The sequence below is a fragment of the Micromonospora sp. NPDC047074 genome (assembly GCF_040643815.1).
Classification (GTDB): domain Bacteria; phylum Actinomycetota; class Actinomycetes; order Mycobacteriales; family Micromonosporaceae; genus Micromonospora.
Genome location: NZ_JBEYVB010000040.1, coordinates 40,669 through 60,405, shown reverse-complemented (window position 1 = coordinate 60,405; position 19,737 = coordinate 40,669). Strand labels below are relative to the sequence as shown.

At 72.7% G+C, this 19,737-nt stretch carries 15 protein-coding genes and 1 pseudogene; 10 read left to right on the top strand and 6 right to left on the bottom strand.

The window, feature by feature from the left end; all coding sequences use genetic code 11:
* Positions 1-522: 522 nt before the first annotated feature.
* The 6 genes from ABZ809_RS29485 to ABZ809_RS29460 all read right to left on the bottom strand — a co-directional run bounded on the left by ABZ809_RS29485 (position 523) and on the right by ABZ809_RS29460 (position 6,405).
* Positions 523-1,368 (bottom strand): PmoA family protein, encoded by an 846-nt coding sequence (locus tag ABZ809_RS29485; protein WP_357565878.1) that lies wholly within the window; start codon positions 1,366-1,368, stop codon positions 523-525.
* Entirely contained in the window at positions 1,365-2,003 is a 639-nt protein-coding gene (locus tag ABZ809_RS29480; protein WP_357565877.1) for a hypothetical protein, read from the bottom strand. Before ABZ809_RS29480 ends, ABZ809_RS29485 begins: the two co-directional genes overlap by 4 nt.
* Complete coding sequence (locus tag ABZ809_RS29475) at positions 2,000-2,761, bottom strand: carbohydrate ABC transporter permease (RefSeq protein WP_132238380.1); 762 nt, start codon at positions 2,759-2,761, stop codon at positions 2,000-2,002. Before ABZ809_RS29475 ends, ABZ809_RS29480 begins: the two co-directional genes overlap by 4 nt.
* Before the next feature lie 140 nt (positions 2,762-2,901).
* Positions 2,902-3,882: a sugar ABC transporter permease gene (locus tag ABZ809_RS29470; RefSeq protein WP_357565876.1), complete on the bottom strand. Its 981-nt coding sequence runs from the start codon at positions 3,880-3,882 to the stop codon at positions 2,902-2,904.
* Positions 3,883-3,911: 29 nt separating this feature from the next.
* Complete coding sequence (locus ABZ809_RS29465; protein ID WP_357565875.1) at positions 3,912-5,258, bottom strand: extracellular solute-binding protein; 1,347 nt, start codon at positions 5,256-5,258, stop codon at positions 3,912-3,914.
* Positions 5,259-5,277: 19 nt separating this feature from the next.
* A complete protein-coding gene (locus tag ABZ809_RS29460) occupies positions 5,278-6,405 on the bottom strand; it encodes a LacI family DNA-binding transcriptional regulator (protein WP_357565874.1) in 1,128 nt (375 codons plus the stop codon).
* Positions 6,406-6,644: 239 nt separating this feature from the next.
* Here ABZ809_RS29460 and ABZ809_RS29455 point away from each other — a divergent pair, with 239 nt between their 5' ends.
* The 10 genes and pseudogenes from ABZ809_RS29455 (at position 6,645) to ABZ809_RS29410 (ending at position 19,729) form a co-directional block, all read left to right on the top strand.
* Positions 6,645-7,973 (top strand): Gfo/Idh/MocA family oxidoreductase, encoded by a 1,329-nt coding sequence (locus tag ABZ809_RS29455; RefSeq protein WP_357565873.1) that lies wholly within the window; start codon positions 6,645-6,647, stop codon positions 7,971-7,973.
* Between the two features lie 30 nt (positions 7,974-8,003).
* On the top strand, positions 8,004-9,428 hold the full coding sequence (uxaC, locus tag ABZ809_RS29450; RefSeq protein WP_357565872.1) for a glucuronate isomerase: 1,425 nt from the start codon (positions 8,004-8,006) through the stop codon (positions 9,426-9,428).
* Complete coding sequence (locus ABZ809_RS29445) at positions 9,425-10,729, top strand: enolase C-terminal domain-like protein (RefSeq protein ID WP_357565871.1); 1,305 nt, start codon at positions 9,425-9,427, stop codon at positions 10,727-10,729. The genes uxaC and ABZ809_RS29445 overlap by 4 nt, the downstream gene beginning before the upstream one ends.
* Positions 10,720-12,210, top strand: coding sequence for a mannitol dehydrogenase family protein (locus ABZ809_RS29440; RefSeq protein ID WP_357565870.1), 1,491 nt, complete (start codon positions 10,720-10,722; stop codon positions 12,208-12,210). Before ABZ809_RS29445 ends, ABZ809_RS29440 begins: the two co-directional genes overlap by 10 nt.
* Positions 12,207-13,448, top strand: coding sequence for a Gfo/Idh/MocA family oxidoreductase (locus tag ABZ809_RS29435; protein WP_357565869.1), 1,242 nt, complete (start codon positions 12,207-12,209; stop codon positions 13,446-13,448). The genes ABZ809_RS29440 and ABZ809_RS29435 overlap by 4 nt, the downstream gene beginning before the upstream one ends.
* A 171-nt stretch (positions 13,449-13,619) precedes the next feature.
* The gene (locus ABZ809_RS29430; protein ID WP_357565868.1) at positions 13,620-15,005 is read left to right on the top strand and encodes a polysaccharide lyase family 1 protein; all 1,386 of its coding nucleotides are present in this window, start codon (positions 13,620-13,622) and stop codon (positions 15,003-15,005) included.
* A gap of 111 nt (positions 15,006-15,116) precedes the next feature.
* Complete coding sequence (locus ABZ809_RS29425; RefSeq protein ID WP_357565867.1) at positions 15,117-16,730, top strand: pectate lyase; 1,614 nt, start codon at positions 15,117-15,119, stop codon at positions 16,728-16,730.
* Between the two features lie 443 nt (positions 16,731-17,173).
* On the top strand, positions 17,174-17,896 hold the full coding sequence (locus ABZ809_RS29420; RefSeq protein WP_357565866.1) for a family 16 glycoside hydrolase: 723 nt from the start codon (positions 17,174-17,176) through the stop codon (positions 17,894-17,896).
* Positions 17,897-17,950: 54 nt separating this feature from the next.
* Positions 17,951-18,145 (top strand): annotated as a pseudogene (locus ABZ809_RS29415) (pectate lyase); the annotation flags it as partial.
* 135 nt (positions 18,146-18,280) lie between these two features.
* Complete coding sequence (locus ABZ809_RS29410) at positions 18,281-19,729, top strand: hypothetical protein (protein WP_357565865.1); 1,449 nt, start codon at positions 18,281-18,283, stop codon at positions 19,727-19,729.
* The last annotated feature ends 8 nt before the right edge of the window (positions 19,730-19,737 follow it).

The window sequence follows — 19,737 nt, the reverse complement described above, 5'->3', positions numbered from 1 at the left end:
TGGCTTATCAAGCACCCTGTTGAGTTCTCAAAGAACAACCACACACCACACCAGAAACCCCACACCGTGGAGCCCCAGCCTGGGGCATTTCGTTCACTCACCCGCCGCGTTCCCGCGCCGAGCACTTTTACTACGTTACCCGGTGATATCCGCCGAGTCAAACCGCTCTACAGCGATCCGCACCACTTCAACCAATTTCCGGGCACTCCGACAACACCGACTCTCGTCGGCAGTTCTCGGAGAGTTCGGCAGACCGGCCGCTCCGCGGTCTCCCGCGAGCTCGCCCGGCTCCCTGCCGACCGTCGACCTTACCCGGTCGGTTCCGCCTCGCCAAATCCGCCTCGCGACAGATCCGGGGCACCGCCCGCGCCGACCCGGATGAGTTGACCCCACCCGCGCCCGACGGTCTCACCGCGCTCCGGCCTGCCCGGGGCTTTCACCCCGTTCGTCCGTTCCGCGCTGGCAGAGAGAAATTTACGTGGCGCGCGGCAAGATCGTCAAATCGGCGGCGGGCGGGCCGCGTCACACCGTCCCGGCGGCCAGCGCGGCGGTCGCCGCGCGGTCGAGCGTCCCGTCCGCGATCACCACCCGGTGCCGTCCCGCACGGCTCGTGCCCGCCGCGATCGACCGGGGACGGTCGAAGGCGAACGCCGCGCAGATCCCCGGGTACATCGCGGTCCGCACGAACCACCGGTCGCCCTCCGCCAGCCCGGCCAGGACGAGGGTGTACGCCGCCCCGTCCGGCCCCGTACCGCCGAAGGCCACCCATGCTTCGGCGCTGCCGTTGACGGCCTCCTCGCCCTCGACGGTGGCGGTGCGCACCCAGGCGGGCGTCGCGCTGACCGCCCGCCAGAAGAAGCCGCCGTAGCCGGCTCCGCCCGGACGCCCGTTGGTGGCCGGGCTGCCCAGGGCGATGTCCCGGTCGGCGGGAGCCGTCAGCGTGTATCCGACGTCGAGGGCCCAGGCCCGCTCGCCGACCCGTTGCGCGGTCAGCTCCCGCCGCTCCGTGAGGAGCACGTCGCCGTCCCGGTCGCGCCACTCCAACTGGTGTTCCAGCCGCTGCGGGTCGAGCGTCTCCCAGCGGGTGTGCGCGATCCGGCCGTGGTCGTCACGCCACGTGTAGCCGACGTCCCGGACGTAGGTCCGCCCGCCCCAGAGGTTGGTGCCCGCGACGTCCTGCACGGCCAGGGACGCCCCGAGGTGCCAGACGTGATCGGCCGGGAACGCGTCGGTGACCACCGTCCCGCCGAGGGTGCGCACCGGATGCAGGTACGGGCGTGGGCCGTGCCGTGAGTCGATCTCCGGGTCGACGACGTACCGGGCCACCGGCACGTCGTCGACGCTGAGCTGCCGGTCGTTCCCGGTCACGACTGCCCCACCGGGGCGAGCACGGTCCGCCGGGCGACCGCGTGCAGAGCGGCGACCACGTAGCCGGCGAGGATCGGCACCGCGACCGGGATGACCAGGACGGCGAGCACCGCGGCGACGGCGCTGACCCCGCCGGCCGCGGCCCAGGTGGCCGGGCGGACCCGGCAGGCGTCGGCGGCGGCGCGGGCGGCGGCCCGCCAGCCGCGCCCGCCGCCGCGGCCGACCTCCACCACCACCAACGCGGCGTACCCGGCGAGGGCGGCCGCCACCGCGACGGTGACCAGCAGCAGTGGCGCCCCGCCGGGCACCCGGCCGCCGGCCAGCGCGGCGACGTTCACGGCGAGCAGGCCGGCGGCGGCGACCGCCAGCACGCTCACCCCCACCCCGGGCAGCAGCGCCCGGCCGTACCGGGTCAGGTTCTCCCGGGCGGAGGGCCAGGACCCGACGGTGTACCTGTCGTGCACGGCCGCGCTGGCGGCGGCGACCGCCGCCGCCGCCGTGACCACCGGCAGCGCCGCCAGCGTCAGCACGATGCCGAGCACGGCCAGGTCCGTGGCGTCGGTGAGCACGTCCCGCCAGTCCCGGCGGGCCGGCGCGTCGTCGCGGGCCGGCCCGTCGTCCCGGTGCGGCCTCATCCCTTGAGCCCGCTCGTGTTGATGCCCTCCACCAGCATCCGCTGGAAGGCCACGAAGAACAGGAACACCGGTAGCAGTGACAGCACCGACATGGCGAACATCGGGCCGACGGCGCTCTGGCTCGTCGAGTCGATGAACAGGGTCAGTGCCACCGGCACGGTGTAGTCCTCGAGGTCGGAGAGGAAGACGAGCTGGCGGAAGAAGTCGTTCCAGGTCCAGATGAACGAGAAGATCGCCGTGGTGACCAGCGCCGGCCGGCTCAGCGGCAGGATGACGTGCCGGAAGATGCCGAAGGCGTTCGCCCCGTCGATCTTGGCGGCCTCGTCGAGTTCGCGCGGGATGCCCCGCATGAACTGCACCATCAGGAAGACGAAGAACGCCTCGGTGGCCAGGAACTGCGGGATCAGCAGGGGCAGGTACGGCCACTCGCCGCCGACCAGGCCCAGGCTGCGGAACAGGATGTACTGCGGCACGATCAGCACGTGACCCGGGAGCAGCAGCGTCCCGATCATGACGGCGAACCAGACGCCGCGCAGCCGGAACCGCAACCGGGCGAAGGCGTACGCGGCGAGCAGGCAGGAGACACCGTTGCCGACGACGGTCAGCAGGCTGACCATGGCGCTGTTCAGGAAGAACCGGCCGAAGCTGAAGTCGAAGTTGGTCCACCCGTCGGCGTAGTTGCCGGGGGTGAACTCGTTCGGCAGCAGGCCGATGTTGTTGACGATCTCCTCCTGGCTCTTCAAAGACGTACCGATCATCCAGAAGAGCGGGTAGAGCACGACCGCGACGATCGCGATCAGGATGAGCAGGCGCACGGCCTGCCCGCCGCCGCCTCTCGCGCGGCGCGGGCCGCGCGGGGCGGGCGTCGCCGGGGTTGCCGTCGGGGTTGCCGTCGCCGTCACCGGTCCTCCCCGTCCGAGTAGTGCACCCAGAACCGTCCGGTGCTGAAGAAGATCACTGTGATGAGCGCGATGGCGAGCAGGAAGACCCAGGCCATCGCCGATGCGTAGCCCATCTCCAGGTTGGTGAAGCCCGTGATGTAGAGGTTCAGCGTGTACATCAGGGTGGAGTCGACCGGGCCGCCGGTGCCGTTGCTGAGCACGAACGCGGCGGTGAAGCCCTGGAAGCCGTTGATGGTCTCCAGCACCAGGTTGAAGAAGATCACCGGCGAGAGCATCGGCAGGGTGACCGCGACGAACTGCCGCCACTTGCCGGCGCCGTCGACGGAGGCCGCCTCGTAGAGCTCGGTGGGCACCTGCTTGAGGCCGGCCAGGAAGATCACCATGGGCGCGCCGAACTGCCAGATGGCGAGCACCATCAGGGTCTCCAGCGCCCAGTCGGGGTCGTTGACCCACGGCTTGCCCTCGATGCCGAAGACGCTCAGCAGCGAGTTGAACGCGCCCTCGCGGTTGAACATGTTCACCCAGACGATGGCCAGCGCGACGCTGCCGCCGAGCAGCGACGGCAGGTAGAACAGGCCGCGGAACAGCCCGACGCCGCGCCAGGCGCGGTTGAGCAGCAGGGCCACCCCGAGCGCGGCCGCCAGCTTCAGCGGCACGGCGATCAGGGCGAAGGTGAGCGTCACCCGCACGGAGTGCCAGTACGACGGGTCGGCGGTGAACATGCGCTCGTAGTTGGCGAATCCGACCCACTCCACCTCCGAGAAGGGGGTGAGGATGTCGTAGTTCGTGAAGCTCAGGTAGAGCGACAGGAGCATGGGTATCGCCGTGACGGCCATCAGGCCGAGCAGCCAGGGCGACAGGAAGACGTAGCCGGCCAGACCGTCCCCGTGCCGGGCCCGCCCGACCCCGCGCCTGCCGGCGGGGGTCGGGACGGATCCGGTACGTCGGGTCGGGTCGGGCGCCGTGGTCAGAGCCACGAACCGATTCCTCTCCGTGTGGCGTCAGGTCAGGCGATGGCGGACTTGCAGGCGGCGATGAACTGCTCCGCCGCCTCGGCGGAGCTGGCCCGGCCGTACTGGGCGTTCTCGGCGGCCTTGATCAGCTCGGCGCGGACCTTGCTGTGCCCCTTGAGCGGGACCTGCGGCGCCTCGCCGAACTTCTCGGCCAGGTCGGACTCGACCTGGATCGACTGCTTCATCGCCGGGTCGGTGACGTCGTCGCTGACCACCCGGCGCAGGTCCAGGTTGGACGGCAGGCCCCGGTCGGTACCCAGGATCTTGACGGCCTCGGGGTCGTTGTTCAGGAAGTTGATCACGTCGACCGCGACGTCCTTGTGCTTGCTGCCCTTGAAGACCGACCAGTACATGGAGGCGCGGGCCCACTGGGCGCTCGGGTCACCCGGGTAGGCGATGACACCCAGCTCGTCCTTGGTGTTCTTCTTCAGCTCCGGCATCTGGTTCACCCAGACCCAGCTCGCGCCGGCCTTCCCGGTGACCACGAGCTGCTTGGTGATGTCGGTGGCGTTGCCCTCGTGGATGACGTCGGGGGTCGGGGTGGCACCCCGGTCCCGGGCGCCCTTCCACAGGTCGAACCACTTCGTCACGTCCTCGGCGGTGAAGCCGAGTTCCTGGCCCTTGTAGAGGTCCTTGCCCTGCTGGCGCAGCCACACCCAGAACGCCTTGTAGTCGGCGCTCGGGTCCTGGGTGCCGGGCACCTTGGTCTTCTTCGTGACCTGCTCGGCCCAGGCGATGTACGCGTCCCAGGTCATCCCGGTGGTCGGCTCGGGCAGCCCGTTCTTCGTCAGCAGCGTCTTGTTGTAGACCAGGCCCTGGGTGTTCTCCCCCGAGGCCAGGCCGGCGAGCTTGCCGTCGACCACGCCGTACTGCCAGAGGCTCTTGGGGAACTTCGACACGTCGAGGTCGCCGGAGTCCTTGTAGGGCGTCAGGTCGAGGGTGGTGCTGCGGGAGGCGTACTCGGCGAGATAGTTGTCGTCGATCTGGAACAGGTCCGGCGGGTTGCCGCCGGCGGTGAGGGTGGCCAGCTTGTCGAAGTAGCCCTGGTTGGCCTGCCAGGTCTTCTCGAAGGTGACGTTGGGGTTCTTCTTGGTGTAGAGGGCGAGGGCCTCCTCGGTCAGCTTGGCCCGGGCCTCACCGCCCCACCAGAAGATCGAGAGCTTGACCGGTGCGTTGGGGTCGGTGCTGGCCTCGTCGTCGCCACAGCCGGCGGCACCGAGGACGAGGGGCAGGGCGACGACCGCGGCGAGCATGCCGCGGATCAGCCGCCGCCTGCGGACGGGAGTACGGTAGGCGGGCACGGCGTGCGTGCCAGTGGTGGGGGGCGTTGCGGGGTGCATGTGCGCTCACTCCTTGGCGTTAGGAGGCGACGACGCCACCGGTGGCCGCGGTCGGGCGACCCGGGCCCGCAAGGCGATGCGGGCCCGGGATGACCAATTCGGCGTCGGGGCGGTTCCGACCGTCAGCCGGCGCGGCTGCGGTCGAGTCGCGGATGACCAGTTCGGTCTGGAGCATTACCTGTGCGGTGGTACGACGGTCGTCGCTCGTGACACCCCGACCGCCACGTGATCCACGGGCGGCGACGGTGTCGTGTTGCAGGAGCATGTCGACGGCCGTCCGGCCGGCGGCCGCGTTGGGCGTGGCCACCGTCGTCAACTTGGGCCGGGTGAGCCGGCTGAGGGCGATGTCGTCGATGCCGACGACGCTCACGTCCTGCGGGACGCGCAACCCGGCGGCGTCGAGCCCTTCGATCAGGCCGATCGCCATCAGGTCGTTGTAGGCGAGGACCGCGGTGACCTCGCTGCGCCGGACCTGCTCGGCGAGGGCGACGCCGCCGGTCTCGGTGGGCTGGTTGGGCCCGAGCACCGTGAACTCGGCGCCGCCGGCCCGCGCCGCGGCGCCGGCCGCCCGCCGGATCTCCCGGCTGGTCCACGAGCCGCGCGGCCCGCTGAGCAGCGCGATCCGGCGGTGGCCGAGCCCGAGCAGGTGCTCGATGGCCGAGCGGGCCCCCTGGCCGACGTCCATGGTGACGCACGGCAGCCCGGCGACCTGGCGGTTTATCACCACCAGCGGCACCTCGCGGCTGAGCTGCTCGATCATGCTGTTGCTCATCCGCGGGCTGCACAGCAGCACCCCGTCCACCTGCTTGGCCAGGGCGTGGACCAACTCCTCCTCGGCGATCGGGTCCTCGTTGGTGTCGGCCACGAACACGTGGTAGTCACGCTGCCGGGCCTGGCTCTCCGCCGCCTTGATCAGCGGCGGGAAGAACGGGTTGGCGATGTCCGCGATGATCAGCCCCACGTTGTGCGTGCGGCCGGTGATCAGGGCGCGGGCGGCGCGGTTGGGCCGGTAGCCGAGCTCCTCGGCGCAGGCCAGCACCCGGCCTCGGGTCTCGGGGTTGACCAGGTGCGGGGCCGAGAACGTGCGGGAGACCGTGGAGATGTGCACGCCGGAGGCCCGGGCGACGTCTCGGATGGTGGCTGGCACGGTGGGGCCCTTCGTCCAGTGTGGTTGGGGTCACGTCAGGTGCCGCCAATTAATGCAAACGGTTGTGCCGGTGTCAACGGCCGACGGTTACAGATGTGTTGCGGCCACGCACCTGCCATGTGCCCAAATCCCCATCAAATCGGATCTATGCCGCCGGTTTGCTACCGATCGTTGACGCCGCCGCTCGGCTCATGGTTATTTCGCTGCAAACCTTTGCAGGATTACGGGAGGCAGTCGCCATGTCGTCCAGAACCGGTGAGCGGGTCCGTCACGCCCTGGTGGGCACCGGGTCCCGGGCCGAGATGTTCGTACGGGCGCTGGTGCGCGACCACGCCGACACCGCGGAACTCGTCGCGTTCGCCGACGTCAACCAGGCCCGCATGGACGCGCACAACCGGTGGCTCGGCGAGCTCGGTCACCCGCCGGTGCCCACGTACCGGGCCGAGGACCTGACCGCGATGCTCGCCAAGGAGCGCGTCGACGTGCTGGTGGTGACCAGCGTGGACGACACCCACGCCGCGCACATCGACGCGGCGCTGCGGGCCGGCTGCGACGTGATCACCGAGAAGCCGATGACCGTGGACGCGGCCGGCTGCCGGCAGATCCTCGACGCGGTCGCCGACACCGGCCGGCAGGTGCGGGTGGCCTTCAACTACCGCTACAACCCGTTGCACGAGAAGCTGCGGGAGCTGCTGGCCGACGGAGCGATCGGCGAGATCGGGTCGGTGCACTTCGAGTGGCTGCTCGACGTGCGGCACGGCGCGGACTACTTCCGCCGCTGGCACCGGGACAAGGCGCACTCCGGCGGGCTGATGGTGCACAAGGCCGGTCACCACTTCGACCTGGTCAACTGGTGGCTGGACGCCACCCCGGTCGAGGTGTACGCCGCCGGCCGGCTGTTCTTCTACGGCGAGGCCGGCAGCCGGCACGGCTACGCCCGCGACTACGAGCGGGCGCACGGCTCCCCCGCCGCCGACGACGACCCGTTCGCGCTGCGGCTCGACGCGCACCCGAAACTGCGCGAGCTCTACCTCGACGCCGAGGCCGAGGACGGCTACCAGCGCGACCGCAACGTGTTCGCCCCGGGCGTGAGCATCGAGGACGACATGTCGGTGCTGGCCCGCTACTCCAACGGCGCGACCATGACCTACCACCTCACCGCGTACGCCCCCTACGAGGGCTACCGGGTGATGGTCAACGGCAGCAAGGGCCGGCTGGAGCTGGAGGTCGTGGAGAGCGACCACGTCAACCCCGCCTCGGCCGGCGCGCTCAAGGGCGCGGCGCTGCACGGCGACGAGGCGGCCGTCGAGGCCGGGTCCGCCACGCTGACCCTGCGGCCGTTCTGGGCGCCGCCGCAGGTCGTACCCGTGTCCGGGCACACCCGGTCCGGGCACGGCGGCGCCGACGCGCGGATGGTCCGGGTCCTGATCGGTGGCGAGACGGACCCGATGGGGCGGGCGGCGACCGCCCGCGACGGCGCCCTCGCCCTGCTCACCGGGCTGGCCGCGAACCGGTCCTTCACCACCGGCGCCCCGGTCCGGGTTGCCGACCTGCTCGACCTCCCCTGAGCCGCGAACACCTTCCGAGGAGCCCCATCCGTGCCCACGACCGATCTGCTCTTCCCCGCCGACCCCGCGCAACGCGCGGTGGCCCGCCGGCTGTACGCGCTGGCCGCGCCCCAGCCGATCATCTCCCCGCACGGGCACGTCGACCCGGCGATCCTGGCCGAGGACCGCCCGTTCCCCGACCCGGCGCGGCTGCTCATCGTGCCCGACCACTACCTCACCAGGATGCTGCTGAGCCAGGGCGTCCCCCCGGCCGACCTGGGCGTACCCACCGTCGACGGCAGCCCCACGGAGCCCGACGGGCGCACCATCTGGCGGCGGTTCGCGGCGCACTGGCACCTGTTCCGGGGCACCCCCTCCCGGCTCTGGCTGGAGCAGACCTTCCGGGAGGTGTTCGGGGTGCACACCCCGCTCTCCCCCGCCACCGCCGACGCCGTCTACGACGAGCTCGCGGCCCGGCTCGTCGAGCCCGAGTTCCGGCCCCGGGCGCTGTTCGAGCGGTTCGGCATCGAGGTGCTCGCCACCACCGAGTCGCCCCTGGACGACCTCGGGCAGCACGCCAAGCTCGCCGCCGACGGCTGGGGCGGGCCGGGCGGCCGGGTGATCACCACGTTCCGGCCGGACAACGTGGCCGACATGGAGTTCGACAACTGGGCCGGCAACGTCGCGCGGCTCGGTGAGATCACCGGCGAGGACACCGGCACGTACGCCGGCTACCTGGCGGCGCTGCGCCAGCGCCGGGCCGCCTTCATCGCGGCCGGCGCCACCTGCTCCGACCACGGCCACCCCACCGCGCGCACCCTGGCGCTGGGCGCGGACGAGGCCGCCCGGCTCTACGACAAGGGGCTGCGGGGGCTCGCCGACGCGGCCGACGCGGAGACGTTCCGGGCACACATGCTGCTGGAGTTCGCCCGGATGTCGCTGGACGACGGCCTCGTCATGCAGCTGCACCCCGGCTCGGTGCGCAACCACAACCGCTGGCTGTACGCGCGGCACGGCCGGGACGTCGGCGGCGACCTGCCGCAGGCCACCGAGTACCTGCACGCGCTGACCCCGCTGCTGGACGCGTACGGCAACGACCCGCGGCTGCGGGTGGTGCTCTACACCCTCGACGAGTACACCTTCTCCCGGGAACTCGCCCCCCTGGCCGGCGGGTACGCCGCGCTCTACCTCGGGGCGCCCTGGTGGTTCCTGGACTCGCCGGAGGTGCTGCGCCGGTTCCGCGAGTCCGTCACCGAGTCCGCGGGCTTCTACAACACCGCCGGGTTCGTCGACGACACCCGCGCGTTCTGCTCCATCCCGGTACGCCACGACGTGGCCCGCCGGGTCGACGCCGCCTACCTGGCCCGGCTGGTCACCGAGCACCGGCTCGGCGAGGACGAGGCCGCCGAGACCATCGTCGACCTGGCGTACCGGCTGCCCAAGAAGGTCTTCAAGATCGGAGAGAATGTCCTGTGAGTGTCACCGTCACCGCAGTCGACGTGCACGACGTGCGGTTCCCGACCGCCGCCGCGGGCGACGGCTCGGACGCGATCAACCGGGGTGACTACTCGGCCAGCTACGTCGAGCTGCGCACCGACGCCGGCGTCACCGGGGCCGGGTTCACCTTCACCAACGGGCGGGGCAACGAGCTGACCTGCGCGGCGATCGAGGCCCTCGCCCACCACGTGCGGGGCCGGACCGTCGAGGAGATCTTCGCCGACCCGGTGGCGTTCTGGCGCTCGCTCAGCGCCGACGTGCAGTTGCGCTGGCTGGGCCCGGAGAAGGGGGTCATCCACATGGCCACCGGCGCGCTGGTCAACGCGGTCTGGGACCTGCGGGCCAAGCTGGCCGGCAAGCCGTTGTGGCAGCTGCTCGCCGAGCTGCCCACCGAGGAGCTGGTGGCCAGCATCGACTTCCACCACATCACCGACGCCCTCACCCCGGACGAGGCGGCGGCCATCCTCGACAAGGGCCTGGTCGGCCTGGACGAGCGCCGCGCCGAGCTGGAGCGCGACGGGTTCCCGTCGTACACCACCTCCGTGGGCTGGCTGGGCTACCCCGACGACAAGGTCCGGGCGCTGACCCGGCAGGCGTACGCGCAGGGGTGGCGGGCGATGAAGATGAAGGTCGGCGGGCTGCCGGCCGACGACCTGCGGCGGGCGCGGATCATCCGGGAGGAGATCGGGCCGGACGCGCTGCTGATGATGGACGCCAACCAGGTCTGGGACGTCGACGAGGCGATCACCAACATGACCGCCCTGGTGGAGGTGGACCCGTACTGGATCGAGGAGCCGACGCACGCCGACGACATCCTCGGGCACGCCCGGATCGCGCGGGCGGTCACCGGCCTGACCGACGGCCGGTGCCGGGTCGCCACCGGTGAGGTGGCCGCCAACCGGGTCATCTTCAAGCAGCTGCTCCAGGCCGAGGCGATCGGCGTGATGCAGATCGACGCCTGCCGCGTCGGCGGCGTCAACGAGGTCCTCGCCGAGATCCTGATGGCGGCGAAGTTCGGCGTGCCGATCTGCCCGCACTCGGGCGGCGTGGGCCTGTGCGAGTACGTCCAGCACCTGGCGGTCTTCGACTACCTGCGGGTCGGCACCAGCCTCGACGGCCGGATGGTGGAGTACGTCGACCACCTGCACGAGCACTTCGTCGACCCGGTGCGCACCCGCGAGGGCCGCTACCTGCTGCCGGAGGCGCCCGGCTACAGCTCCACCATGAAGCCGGAGTCGATCGCCGAGTTCCGCTTCCCGGACGGCCCGGTGTGGCGGTGACCGTGGGCGCCGCCCGGCTCGGTCTCGGGACGCTGCGTCGGCTGCCGACCGACAGCCGTCCGCTGATCCGCCCGGGCAGCGTGCCGGCCGGGATCGTCCACCTCGGGCTGGGCGCGTTCCACCGCGCCCACCAGGCGGTCTACACCGAGGAGGCGATGGCGCGGGCCGGGGGTGACTGGGGCATCGTCGGTGTCGCGCCGCGCAACCCCGACGTGGTGACGACGCTGACCGCGCAGGACAACCTGTTCAGCGTCACCACCACCAGCGCCGAGGGCTGCCACACCCGGGTGGTCGGCGCGCTGGCGGGGACCCGGCACGCCGCCGGCGACCCCGCCGCCGTGGTGGCGCTGCTGGCCGACCCGGCGATCCGGGTGGTCACCCTCACCGTCACGGAGAAGGCGTACCAGCTCGACCCGGTGACCGGTCGGCTGCGACCGGACCCGGAGGTCGCCGCCGACCTGCGTACGGACCGGGCGCCGGTCACCGTCCCGGGCCTGCTGCTGCGCGGGCTGCTCGCCCGCGCCGCCGCGCAGGGCCCGCCGCTGGCCCTGGTGAGCTGCGACAACCTGCCCGCCAACGGCCACCGGCTGCGCGGTCTGGTCGAGCAGTCGGTGGCGTACGCGGGGGTGCCGGAGCCGCTGGCCGGGTGGGTGCGGGAGCACGTCACCTTCCCCGGCACCATGGTGGACCGGATCGTGCCGGCCAGCACGGCGCAGACCCTCGCCGACGCCGAGCGGGCCCTCGGGGTGGCCGACCTGGCGGCGGTGGTCGCCGAGCCGTACCGGCAGTGGGTGGTCGAGGACGACTTCCCGGGTGGCCGGCCGGCGTGGGAGCGGGCCGGCGCGGTGCTCACCGCCGACGCCGGGCCCTGGGAGCGGCTGAAGCTGCGAACCCTCAACGGGGTGCACTCGGCCGCCGCCTACCTGGGCGCGCTCGCCGGCCAGGAGACCGTCGCCGACGCCCTGGCCGTGCCGCACCTGGGCACGGTGCTGCGGCAGCTGGTCGCCGAGGACGTGGCGGCCAGTTTCACGCCGCCCGACGGGGTCTCCGTCGTCGCCTACGGTGAGGAGGTGCTGACCCGGTTCGCGAACCCGGCGATCCACCACCGCACCCTCCAGGTGGCCATGGACGGCTCGCAGAAGCTGCCGCAGCGGGTCCTGCACACCATCGCCGACCTACGGGCCGCGGGGCGCTCGGCGCACTGGGCCACGCTGGTGGTGGCCGCCTGGCTGCGCTTCGCCCTCGGGCACGCCGACGACGGGCGTCCGCTGCCGCTGGCCGACCCGCTCGCCGAGGAGATCCGTGCGGCGCTCGCCGCCGTACCGCGGACCCCGGCCGGGGCCGTCGAGGCGGTGTTCACGCTGCGCGAGGTCTTTCCCGCCGAGGTGGCCGAGGACGACGAGGTACGCGCCGACGTGACCGGGTGGCTGACCGCCCTCGAACGGCACGGGGTCGCCGCGACGCTGGCGGGTGCCCGGTGACGGCCGCCCCCACGCCGGGTGCGTCGGCGCCGGCCGGGGCGGTGCCCCGGGTCGCCGTGATCGGGGCGAACGGGCACGGGCGCTGGCACCGGCGGGTCATCGCCCCGCTGCACGACGCCGGGCGGCTGCGGCTGGTCGCCCTGGTCGACGTACGCCCGGTGGAGGACGAGCCGGCGGCGCCGGTGCCGGACGGCACGACGGTCTGCGCCGACCACCGGGAGATGCTACGGACGGCCCGGCCGGACGTGGTGGTGGTCTGCACCCCGCCGCACACCCACCTGCCGATCGCCCTGGACGTGCTCGCTGCGGGCGCGGACCTGCTGCTGGAGAAGCCGCCGGTGTTGTCCACGGCCGAGCACCGGGAGTTGGCCGCCGCCGTGGCGGCGACGGGCCGGGCGTGCCAGGTGGGTTTCCAGGCGCTCGGGTCGGCGGCGCTGACGGAGCTGACCGACGCGGTCCGGGCCGGCCGGCTGGGCACCGTCACCGGCATCGCGACGGTGGCGGCCTGGCAGCGTTCCGACGCCTACTACGCACGCGCGCCGTGGGCCGGCCGGCGAACGCTGCACGGCCGTCCGGTGCTGGATGGCGCACTGGCCAACCCGCTGGCGCACGCGGTCATGCAGTGCCTGGCGGTGGCCGAGGCGGCCGGTGGCGGGCCGGTGGAACCGGTGCGGACCGAGGTGGAGCGCTACCGGGTCCGGCCGATCGAGGTGGACGACACGGCGACGCTGCGGGTGTCGTCCCGCTCGGGGCCGCCGATCGTCGCGGCGGTGACCCTGGCCGGCGAGGACTTCGTCGCCGGGGAGGTGGTGGTGACCGGCACCGCCGGCCGGGCGGTGCTGGAGTACCCGACCGACCGGCTGCTGCTGCCCGGCGACGCGGGGCCGCGCGAGGTGCCGGGCCGGCGCGGCCTGCTGGAGAACCTGCTCGACCACCGGGCCGACCCGGCGGTCGCGCTGATCTCGCCCCTGGCCCGGACGGCCCCGTTCACCGCGGTGCTGGAGGCGGTCACGACCGCGCCGGAGCCGACGCTGCTCGGCGGCGACCTCGTCACCGCCGTCGGCGACGGTCCGGAGCGGGTGATCACCGTACGCGGGGTGAACCGGCTGCTGCGCCGGGCGGCCGACGAGGGGGCGCTGTTGTCGGAGCTGGGGGTGCCGTGGGCGGTGACGCCGCACCGCACCGACCTGACCGGACAGGAGGGACCGCAACCCACTGCAACTGAACCGCCCGCCTAGCACGGGCCCATATCGGATATAGGTACGCCAACCCGACCGAGCAAGGTCGGGACGATACCGGCCGATCGGATCAATTGCAACACTTCTGCACACATTCGTCATTGACGCGTATAAACGCTGAAACCTACCGTTGCCTGATATCCAACCGGCGACGAACAGGTGGTCCGATAAATGTGGAAGAAGGCAGTGGGCGCGGCGATGATCGCCGTCACGCTCGCGGCGACACCCGGGAGCGTGACGGCGGCCCCGGCCCCGGACGGCGGGGCCGCCCCACCCCCGGACGGCGCGACCGGCGCCGGGCTCTCCTGGGCCGCCCGGCACCTCGGCCGGCAGGCGCTGCCGGCCGGGGACGGCTGGGCGGCTGAGGGGGCCGGCACCACCGGCGGCGCGGCGGCGACGGCGGAGCAGGTGCACGTGGTCTCCAGCCGGGCCGAGCTGGTCGCGGCCCTAGGCGGCGACAACGCCACCAACCGGGGCAACGCCACCCCGAAGATCATCTACGTCAGGGGCGACGTCGACGGGTTCGAGGGGCCCGACGGGGCGCTGCTCGACTGCGCCGACCTCGCCGACCCGGAATACTCGCTCGCGGCCTACCTCGCGGCGTACGACCCGGCGGTCTGGGGACGGGTCGCGCCGAGCGGGCCGCTGGAGGCGGCGCGGGTGCGCTCCGTGACCAACCAGACCCGGCAGACCCAGATCAACGTCGGCCCGAACACCACGATCGTCGGCCTGCGTGGCGCCCGGCTGACCGGCCTGACGCTGATGCTCGACGGCGCGCACAACACGATCGTGCGGAACCTGACCTTCGACGACGCCCGGGACTGCTTCCCCGCCTGGTCCCCCACCGACGGCGACGCCGGCAACTGGAACTCCCAGTACGACCAGGTCTCGGTACGCCGCAGCGAGCACGTCTGGATCGACCACAACACCTTCACCGACGGCGACAACCCGGACAGTGCCCAGCCGGTGTACTTCGGCCGGCCGTACCAGGTGCACGACGGATCGGTGGACGTCACGCACACCGCGAGCCTGGTGACCGTGTCGTACAACCGGTTCGTGGGGCGGGACAAGGTCATGCTCATCGGCTCGTCCAACACCGTCGGCCCGGACGTCGGGCGGCTGAAGGTGAGCCTGCACCACAACCTCTTCGACGGGGTGCTCCAGCGGCTGCCCCGGGTGCGGTTCGGCCAGGTCGACGTGTGGAACAACCACTACCGGCTGGCCGGCGACGGCTTCGCCTACGCGATCGGCGTCGGGGTGCAGTCCGCCGTGGTCGCCGAGAACAACTTCTTCACTCTCGGCGCCGACGTCGCGACCGACACCCTGCTGTACGACTGGGGCGGCACCGCCGTCACCACCCGGGGCAACTGGGTCCGCTCCGCCGGAGACCGGCCCCGGCCGGTGGACCTGGTGGCCGCGTACAACGAGGCGCACGAACCGGACCTGGCCCCGGACGCCGGCTGGACGCCGACCCTGCGCCGCGGTCCGGTGCTGCCGGCGCCCGCGGTGCCGGCGGTCGTCGGGGCGCTGGCCGGCGCGGACCGGCTGCTCCTCTAGGACGCCGTCCGCCGCGTCGTCCCACGCGGCGGACAGACGGCCGGTGGGTCGCCGCGCCCGGCGCTCAGCACGGCGGCCCACCGGTGCCCACCCACCACCAGGAGGTCCACCATGAACCGGACAACCCGTTTCACGCCGAGACTGCTCGGCGCGGCGCTCACCGCCGCCGCCCTGGCCGCCGGCACGGTGCTCGTGACCACCTCGTCGGCGCACGCCGACACCCTGTTCACCGACTCGTTCTCCGACGGCACGGCCGACGGGTGGTCCCGCTCGGGCGGGAGCTGGTCGGTGGTGACCGACGGGTCGTACGCCTACCGGCAGTCCGGCACCAGCAGCGACGCCCGGGCCCTGGCCGGCGCGGGCACCTGGACCGACTACGGGGTGCAGGCCCGCGTCCGGCCGACCGGCTTCGGCGGCGCGAACCGGCACGTCGGGGTCGTCGCCCGGGCGCAGAGCACCAGCAGTTACTACGCGCTGGTGGTGACCGCGAGCGGCGGCGTGCAGCTGATCCGCCGCTCCGGCGGCGACCCGGTGCCGCTCGGTTCCGCCCCGGCCGGGGTCACCGTGGGCAGTTGGGCGACGCTGCGGCTGGAGGTGGTCGGCAGCTCGCTGCGCGGCTACGTCGACGGCACGCTGCTCGTGCAGGCCACCGACGGGGCGTTCGCCGCCGGCCGGGTCGGCCTGGCCACCTCGTACGCCAGCGCCACCTTCGACGACGTCGAGGTCTCCACGGCCACCGGCGCCCCGCCCACCGGCACGCCGACCGGCGGGCCCACCCTGCCGCCGACCGGGCCGCCGATCGACCCGGGCGCCCCGCCGGTCGGGTTCGCCTCGGTCAACGCGCTCGGCCAGAACGGCACCACCGGCGGGGCCGGCGGCCCGACCGTCACGGTGGACACGGCCGCCGAGTTCCTCGCCGCGATCGGCACGGCCGGCCCGCTGAACGTGCGGGTGGACGGGATGATCGCGCTGCCCGGCCCGATGCACGACGTCACCTCGGACAAGACGATCGTCGGCGTCGGCGCCAACTCCGGCATCACCGGCGGTGGGCTGAACATCGGCCTGCCGGTGAGCGACGCGACCAGCCCGCCGGCGAACGCCGTGCACAACGTGATCGTGCGGAACCTGAACTTCCGCAACACCGTCGACGACGCGATCAACGTGCAGATGTTCTCGCACCACGTGTGGATCGACCACAACGACCTGGCGTACGGCTACGACGGCCTGATCGACGTCAAGCGCGGGTCCAGCTACGTCACCGTGTCCTGGAACCACACCCACCACCACACGAAGAACATGCTGCTCGGGCACGACGACGACAACGCCGCCCAGGACGCCGGCAACCTGCGGGTCACGTACCACCACAACTGGTTCGACCGCACGCCGCAGCGCAACCCCCGGGTCCGCTACGGCGACCCCGTGCACGTGTTCAACAACTACTTCGTCTACAACACCGACGTCGGGGTGGTCTGCCAGCTCGACTCCGGCTGCGTGGTCGAGGGCAACTACTTCGAGGACGTCGAGGTGCCCTGGTCGATCAGCTACGCCGGGGACCGCGGCCGGATGATCGCCCGGGACAACGTGCTCGCCGGCAGCAGCGAGCCCGGCGACGCGGGTGGCACCGTCCAGGAGCCGCGCACGTTCTACCCGTACACCCTGACCGAGCCGGCCACCGTGAAATCCGTCGTCACGGCCGGCGCCGGCACCGGCAGACTCCCCTACTGACCGTCCCTCCGCGGCCCGCCGGGCGCGGTTCGGCGCCGGGCATCGGCCCGGCGGTCCACGGCGCACCACACCCTCACTGGTCGACGTTCATCGATGATTCGGTCACCGCCAGGGAGGCTCCATGGCGAGGACACCACGCTCCGGCCGGCGCCCCACCAGGGCGCCGGCCGGACGCGCACCAGGAGTTCAGGGAAACGATCACGGCTGCACCAGACCTGCACGTCGCCGGACATTGACCGCGCTCTTCGTCGAAACATAACGTGAAGCGACGCAGGGAACTGCTTTCCAGCGCATCTGACCTCCCCATCGAGCCATGCCGGAGTCCGGGTCTCCGGCGCTCCCGGCCGACGGGCACGGGGCCGGTCGCACCGCGTACCGTCCCGGTCCTTCCATCGGGCCACCGGACCGCGTCCCCCACACCCACCCCTCCAAGGAGAAGAACCGTGCATCTCAGACGCACTCCCCGACGGGCCCTGGCGGTGGCATTCACCGCCGGGGCGACCGCCGCCGTGCTGGCCGCCGGCCTGGGCTCGTCGGCCACCGCCGCCACCATGTTCTCCGACGACTTCAACGACGGCGAGGCCGGCGGCTGGTCGGAGTCCGGCGGCACCTGGTCGGTGGTCACCGACGGCTCGGGCGTGTTCCAGCAGGCCCGCGCCAGCAGCAAGCTGGCCCGGCAGTTCGCCGGCCAGACGAGCTGGACCGACTACCAGGTCCAGGCCCGGGTCAAGCCGCTGTCGTTCGGCTCGTCGAACAGCCTGGTCGGCCTGGCCGCCCGCTCGACCAGCAGCACGAAGATGTACCGGCTGGCCCTGCTCGGCTCCGGCCGGGCCGAGTTGCAGGCCGTCAACGGCAGCCAGATCACCTCGCTCGGCTCGGCCTTCCTGGGGGTCGCCGCCGGTAGCTGGTACGCGCTGCGCATCGAGGCCGCCGGCAGCACCATCCGGGGCTTCGTCAACGGCACCCAGGTCGGTTCCGGCACCAGCAGCCTGGCCTCCGCCGGCCGGATCGGCCTGATCACCTCGTACGCCAGCGGCAGGTTCGACGACGTGGCGGTCAACCCCTCCGGGGGAATTACCCGACCGCCCACCCCGCCCTGGACCACCGCGACGCCGAGCACGCCGCCGCCCAGCACGCCACCGCCCAGCACGCCGCCGCCGAGCTGACCGACCCCGACCGGCAGCTACAAGGTCGACGCCACCGTCGACGTCCCGGTCAGCCTGGACGGCGGGCTCAAGCGGTACTACGGCATCGGTGACGGCGGCCAGGGCGAGAGCCAGGACCCGATGTTCGTGCTCGCCCCCGGGGCCACCCTGCGCAACGTGATCATCGGTGCCCCGGCCGGCGACGGCGTGCACTGCGAGTGCAACTGCACACTGATCAACGTCTGGTGGGAGGACGTCGGCGAGGACGCCGCGACCTTCCGGGCGGCACGACGTACACCGTGGACGGCGGCGGTCCGCGGGGCCGCCGCGTGGGGTCACCCCTTTTCGCGGGCGCGTGGGGGCACGACGGTACGGTGGCGCTCGCGATCGTACGGAGGAGGATGCATGTCCCACGGCGACGACCCGTTCGCGGCAGGCGCGGAATCGGCCTCGCGGCCGAGCTTCGACCTCACGCTGCGCGGCTACGACAAGCGGCAGGTGGACCGGTACGTCGAGCAGGTCGAGCGTGACCGGTCCACGCTGGCCGCCGAGCGGAACCGCACCTCGGCCCAGCTCCGCGAGGTGGGCGTCGAGGTCCACCGGCTGCGGTCGGAGGTGACCGAGCTGCGCGACCAGCCGGCCCAGCGGGACCGGGCGTCCTTCCGCGACCTCGGCCCGATGGTCGACCAGATCCTGGCCCTGGCGGAGAAGCAGGCCGGGGCCATCACCGACGCCGCCGGGCAGCAGGCCGCCGAGTTGGAGGCCGAGGCGCAGCGGGCGCTCACCGAGGCCAGGGAGCAGGCGGCGGCGACGCTGCGCGAACTGGAGGAGACGACGGAGGCCCGCCGGGCGGAGCACGAGAAGGAGTACGAGGAGCGTCGCGCCAACGCCCAGGCCGAGCTCACCCGGATCCGTGAGTCGGCGGAGCGGCTGCGCGCGGCCGGCGAGGCGGCGCACGACCACGCGTTGCAGGAGGCGGCGCGGATCGACGAGCAGACCGCCCAGCAGGTCGAGCAGGCCCGCACCGAGTCCGAGGCGTTCCTCGCCTCGGCCCGCAGCCAGATCCAGCAGGAGGTGCAGGCGGCGCGCGCGAAGACCCAGCAGGAGCTGGGCCAGTGGCAGGCCGGAGTGGAACGGGAGATCAACGAGCGGCGCACCGCCGCCGAGCAGGAGATCGCCGAGCAGCTCGCCTCCGCCGAGCGGGAACTCGGCGGCCAGCGTACGGCGGCGGAGCAGGAGATCGCGACGCTGATCGCCGAGGCCCAGCAGTACGCGGCCCGGGTGCGTCAGCACGCGGACGAGCAGGCCGCGACGCACCAGCAGCAGCTCGCCGCCGCGCAGCAGGGCATCCGGGACCGGCGGGAGGCGCTGGCCCGGATGCAGTCCGAACTGGACACCGCGCAGCAGCAGCTCGCCCAGGCGCGGCAGGAGAGCGGGAGCATCGAGGAGCAACTCGCCGAGATGCAGCAGCGGCTCGCCGAGACGCGGCAGGAGCTGGCCGAAGAACTGCACCGGCTGGACGAGGCACGGCGGGCCGCCGACTCCGCCGAGCAGCACGCCAAGGAGGTCCGTGCCCGGGTGAAGCGGGAGGCGAAGCGCGTGGCGGACCTGGCCGCGGCGGCGGTCATGGCGGCCGCCACGGGCGGCGCGGAGACGGCCGAGTACCCGCAGGTCGCGGCCCGGCCGCGGATCGAACGACCGGTGCCGGTGCCGGTGCCGGTGGAGTCCACTGCCGACGGCACGGCTCCGGGCCGGACCGACGACGCGGGGGCGGTCGCCACCGACGACGGTGAGCGGGCCCCGGCAGAGGTGCCGGCGCAGCAGGCACCGAACCAGGTGGTGGCCGCCGGCTGAGAGCGCGA

Excerpts from the sequence above, each read along its gene's own strand:
- ABZ809_RS29480 (WP_357565877.1), bottom strand. The coding sequence starts at position 2,003 with ATGAGGCCGCACCGGGACGACGGGCCGGCCCGCGACGACGCGCCGGCC.
- ABZ809_RS29475 (WP_132238380.1), bottom strand. The coding sequence starts at position 2,761 with ATGATCGGTACGTCTTTGAAGAGCCAGGAGGAGATCGTCAACAACATC.
- ABZ809_RS29465 (WP_357565875.1), bottom strand. The coding sequence starts at position 5,258 with ATGCACCCCGCAACGCCCCCCACCACTGGCACGCACGCCGTGCCCGCC.
- ABZ809_RS29455 (WP_357565873.1), top strand. The coding sequence starts at position 6,645 with ATGTCGTCCAGAACCGGTGAGCGGGTCCGTCACGCCCTGGTGGGCACC.
- ABZ809_RS29430 (WP_357565868.1), top strand. The coding sequence starts at position 13,620 with ATGTGGAAGAAGGCAGTGGGCGCGGCGATGATCGCCGTCACGCTCGCG.
- ABZ809_RS29425 (WP_357565867.1), top strand. The coding sequence starts at position 15,117 with ATGAACCGGACAACCCGTTTCACGCCGAGACTGCTCGGCGCGGCGCTC.
- ABZ809_RS29410 (WP_357565865.1), top strand. The coding sequence starts at position 18,281 with ATGTCCCACGGCGACGACCCGTTCGCGGCAGGCGCGGAATCGGCCTCG.